Annotated in this window: 3 protein-coding genes; all 3 read right to left on the minus strand. The window is 72.3% G+C overall.

The genetic code is table 11. From position 1 onward, the window contains the following. Positions 1 to 29: 29 nt before the first annotated feature. Complete coding sequence (locus tag D7V77_RS40975; RefSeq protein WP_120581597.1) at positions 30 to 1802, minus strand: M61 family metallopeptidase; 1773 nt, start codon at positions 1800 to 1802, stop codon at positions 30 to 32. Between the two features lie 35 nt (positions 1803 to 1837). Further along, complete coding sequence (locus D7V77_RS40980) at positions 1838 to 3328, minus strand: RsmB/NOP family class I SAM-dependent RNA methyltransferase (RefSeq protein WP_120581598.1); 1491 nt, start codon at positions 3326 to 3328, stop codon at positions 1838 to 1840. A 210-nt stretch (positions 3329 to 3538) separates the two neighbouring features. Beyond that, positions 3539 to 3687, minus strand: a 149-nt coding sequence (locus D7V77_RS46115) for an MYXO-CTERM sorting domain-containing protein (RefSeq protein ID WP_147452338.1), incomplete at its 5' end; no start/stop codon positions are given.

The raw sequence follows: 3687 nt of genomic DNA on the forward strand, positions 1-3687 counted from the left end.
GGAGGGAAGGGGCCATGCGGCCCGAAAGCCTACGCCGGGCCGGGAGTCTCGTCCCAGGGGGACCCCAACCACGCCTGGAACGCGGCCTTCTGCGCGTCCGTGGGGCGCTCCACGCGCTGCAGCCACGCGGCGTCCGCGGGCTTCTGGCCCAGGACGACGGGCACCTCCAGCAGGCGGTCGCGGCGGAACAGCGTCACCCTCACGGTGTCGCCGGGGCGCTTGTCCTCGCAGCGGGCGATGAGCCCCGCGCCGTCCACGCGCCAGCCGTCCAGCGCCACCACGTCGTCCTCCGGATACAGGCCCGCGTCCAGCGCGGGCGTGCCCTCCGGTACGGTGGACAGCGTCGAGGAGCCGCGCAAGGTGACGCCCAGCCAGCCCTTGGGCTTGGGCTCGCCCTTGAGGCGCGGCGGCGTGCCGCCCTTGTCGTTGGGGGCCTCCCGCACGCGGAAGGACACCTCCAGCCCCACGTGCGCGAAGACGCCGTAGTCCAGGTCCTCCGTGGAGCGCACCGTCCGGTCGAAGAAGGGCGTCAGGTCCACGCCCGCCACCTCGCTCGCGGCCTGCTCCACGCCGTCCTCGGGGACGCCGGAGCCGTCGCCATGGCGTTGCCACAGCAACCGCATGACATCATCCAGGCACTTCGCGTCGCCGGTGGCGCGGCGCAGCTCCAGGTCCAGCAGCGCGCTCACCACCTCTCCCTTCAGGTAGTAGGAGATGGCGCTGTTGGTGGAGTGCTCGTCCGGGCGGTAGTGCTTCACCCAGCTGACGAGCGACGCCTCCGTGAGCGACTGCACGCGGCGGCCCGGAGTGGAGTGCAGCAGGGAAAAGGTCTCCCCCAGCCGGGCCAGGTAGCGCGTGGGGGACATCAGGCCCGCGCGGCGCACGAAGAGGTTGTCGTAGTAGGCGGTGCCGCCCTCGAAGGCCCACAGCAGCGTGGTGTAGTTCTCCTGCGAGTAGTCGAACGGCACCAGCGCGCGCGGCTTCACCCGCTTGATGTTCCACAGGTGGAAGTACTCGTGCGCCACCAGCGTGAGGAAGTCCTCCCAGCCCCGGAGCGAGGACAGCCCCGTGCGCGGGAAGAGCAGCGCGGTGGAGGCCTGGTGCTCCAGCCCGCCGCGGCCCTTGTCGGTGAGGTAGACGAGGAACAGATAGCGCTTGAGCGGCAGGCCTCCGTACATGCGCGCCTGGGCCTCGCAGATGCGCTGCATGTCCGCGCACAGCCGATCCGCGTCCGGCACGCTGTCGCCCCACACCACCACTTCGTGCGGCACGCCCGCGGCGGTGAAGGTGAGCGGCGTGTGCGGGCCCACCTCGAAGGGGCTGTCCACGAGCGCGTCGTAGTCCGGCGCGTGGAAGGTGGCCCCTTCCGAGTCCAGCGCGCAGAACGTGCGCCAGCCCTCCGGCGCGTCCACGGTGACGTGGTGGGGCAGGGTGCGCGTGGCTTCCGTGTAGAGGAAGACGGTGGCGCCGTTGAAGTAGGCGTGGCTGCCGTCCAGGTGGCTGGTGCGCACGGACAGCTCGTTCGCGTAGACGCGGTAGCGCAGGGTGACGGCCTGCCCTCGCGCGTCCACGCGCCACGTGCGCTTGTCCACGCGGCGCACCGGCAGGGGCTGGCCGTCCGGGCCCTGCGCGGTGACGTCCTGCACCTGGCGGGCGTACTCGCGCACCAGGTAGCTGCCCGGCGTCCACACCGGCATCACCGCGTCGAGAAAGTCCGTCCCGGCGGGGAAGCTCGCCTCCACTTCGAACAGGTGCGCATGCGGGCGGGGCATGGCGACGCGGTAGTGGACGGCGAGCGACATGGACGGAGGGCCTTTCTTCCTGGGGGACGGCGGGGTTACTTCGCCTTGACGAGCACGGCGCCGAAGAAGCCGTCGGTGCCGTGGGTGTGCGGGGCCAGCCGCAAGAAGGGGCCGGGCCCCAGCTTCGCGCCCAGCTCCGCGCCCAGCACCTCCGCCACGGGGCGCACGCTGAAGTCGGGGTGCTTGGACAGGAAGTCCTCCACCACGTTCTCGTTCTCCTCACGCAGCACGCTGCACGTGCCGTAGATGAGCCGGCCGCCGGGCTTCACCAGCATGGCGAAGCGCGCGAGCAGGGCCTTCTGCCGGCCCACGTGCATCTCCAGGTCTTCCGGAGTGAGGCGGTAGCGGGCGTCCGGCTTGCGGCGGAAGGTGCCGGAGCCGCTGCACGGCGCGTCCACCAGCACTCGGTCCGCCAGGCCCTTCAGCGGCGTGAGCGCGGCGTCCGCGTCCGGGCCCTCGTGGGGGATGAGCTGCGTGCGCACGTTGTGCACACCGGCGCGGCGCGCGCGCTTGCGCAGGTCCTCCATGCGGCCTTCGTCCACGTCCAGCGCGTGCAGGTCGCCGCGGTTCTTCATCTGCGCGGCCAGCTGCAACGTCTTGCCGCCCGCGCCCGCGCAAGCGTCGATTACGCGGGTGGGCGGCGCGTCCACGAGCATGCCCAACAGCTGGCTGCCCTCGTCCTGGATCTCGAACCCCCCGTCCTTGAAGTCCTGGAGGGAGAAGAGGTTGAGCCGCGTCTCCATCACCAGGCCGAAGGGGGACAGCGCGGTGGGCTTCGTGGACTCCACGTCCTCCGCGGCCAGGCGGTCCTGGAGCTGGGCGCGGTCGCCCTTGAGCGTGTTGGCGCGGACGATGAGCGGGGCGCGCTCATTCATGGCCTCGGCGGCCTTCGCGGCGTCCTTGCCGAAGACGGCCTTGAAGCGGTCCGCGAGGAAGTCCGGCAGCGACGCGGCGATGGGGAAGCGCTTCGCTTCCGGCAGGGCGTCCAGGTCCGCGGCGGCGTCCGGCAGGCGGTCGAGCACGGACACGTCCGGGCCGGTGAGCCCGCTGGAGCGCGCGACGTAGGTGGGGTCCTCGCCGTGGAGGATGCGGGACGCGGCCAGCCGCATGACGTCCTGCCGCGTGGCGTCCAGGGCGTCGAACTTCTTGTGGGACTTCTCCAGGAGGAAGTCCACGGTGCGCTGGCGGCGCAGCAGCGCGTAGACGCGCTCGGCCACGGCGCGGCGCTCGGTGGAGTACAGGGTCGTCTTGCGGCGCAGCACGAACTCCAGGGCGCGGTCGGACAGGCGGCCCTCGCGGCGCACGCCGCCGTAGGCCTCCAGACACGCCTGGAGGACCAGGTCCTCGCGCAGGGGGCGGTTGGGGTTGGGGCGCGCGCGTTCATGCTGGGCGCGGCTCATCTTCGGTTTGTCGGCGCGTCCACCGGCGTCCTTGCGCTTCTTCGGCGCGCCAGGGCGGGACGTGCGGGGCCCGCCGGACTTGGGGGGGCCGCCGCGGGAAGGTCCAGGCTTACGAGTCGTGGCCATGTCGCATGGGGCCTTTGCATCCCCGGGTAGCGTTGACAAGCGAGTAACGCAAAAGACGCCCCCGGAAGGCCCTGGATGGGCTGGCCGGAGGCGTCTGGGAGCCGCTGGGGGGCTGGGGCTTCGGACCTCCGTTGGGTCCGCCCCTCCCCGGCGGGGTCCGAAAACCTGTCCGACAGTCGGACAGGTTCGCGGGGTGCGCCTCTGGGCGGGTCAGCGGTTCCGGCGCCGGCGGCGCACGAGCCCGGCCACGAGGGCCGCGGCGGCGGGAATCAGGGCGGCGGACGGGCCAGCGGCGCAGCCACCGCCCCCGTTCGAGTCATCCCCCGGCGTGACGCCCGGCGTCGTGGGCGTGGCCGGAA

Origin of the sequence: Corallococcus sp. CA041A, from assembly GCF_003612075.1 — a bacterium.
GTDB lineage: Bacteria > Myxococcota > Myxococcia > Myxococcales > Myxococcaceae > Corallococcus > Corallococcus exiguus.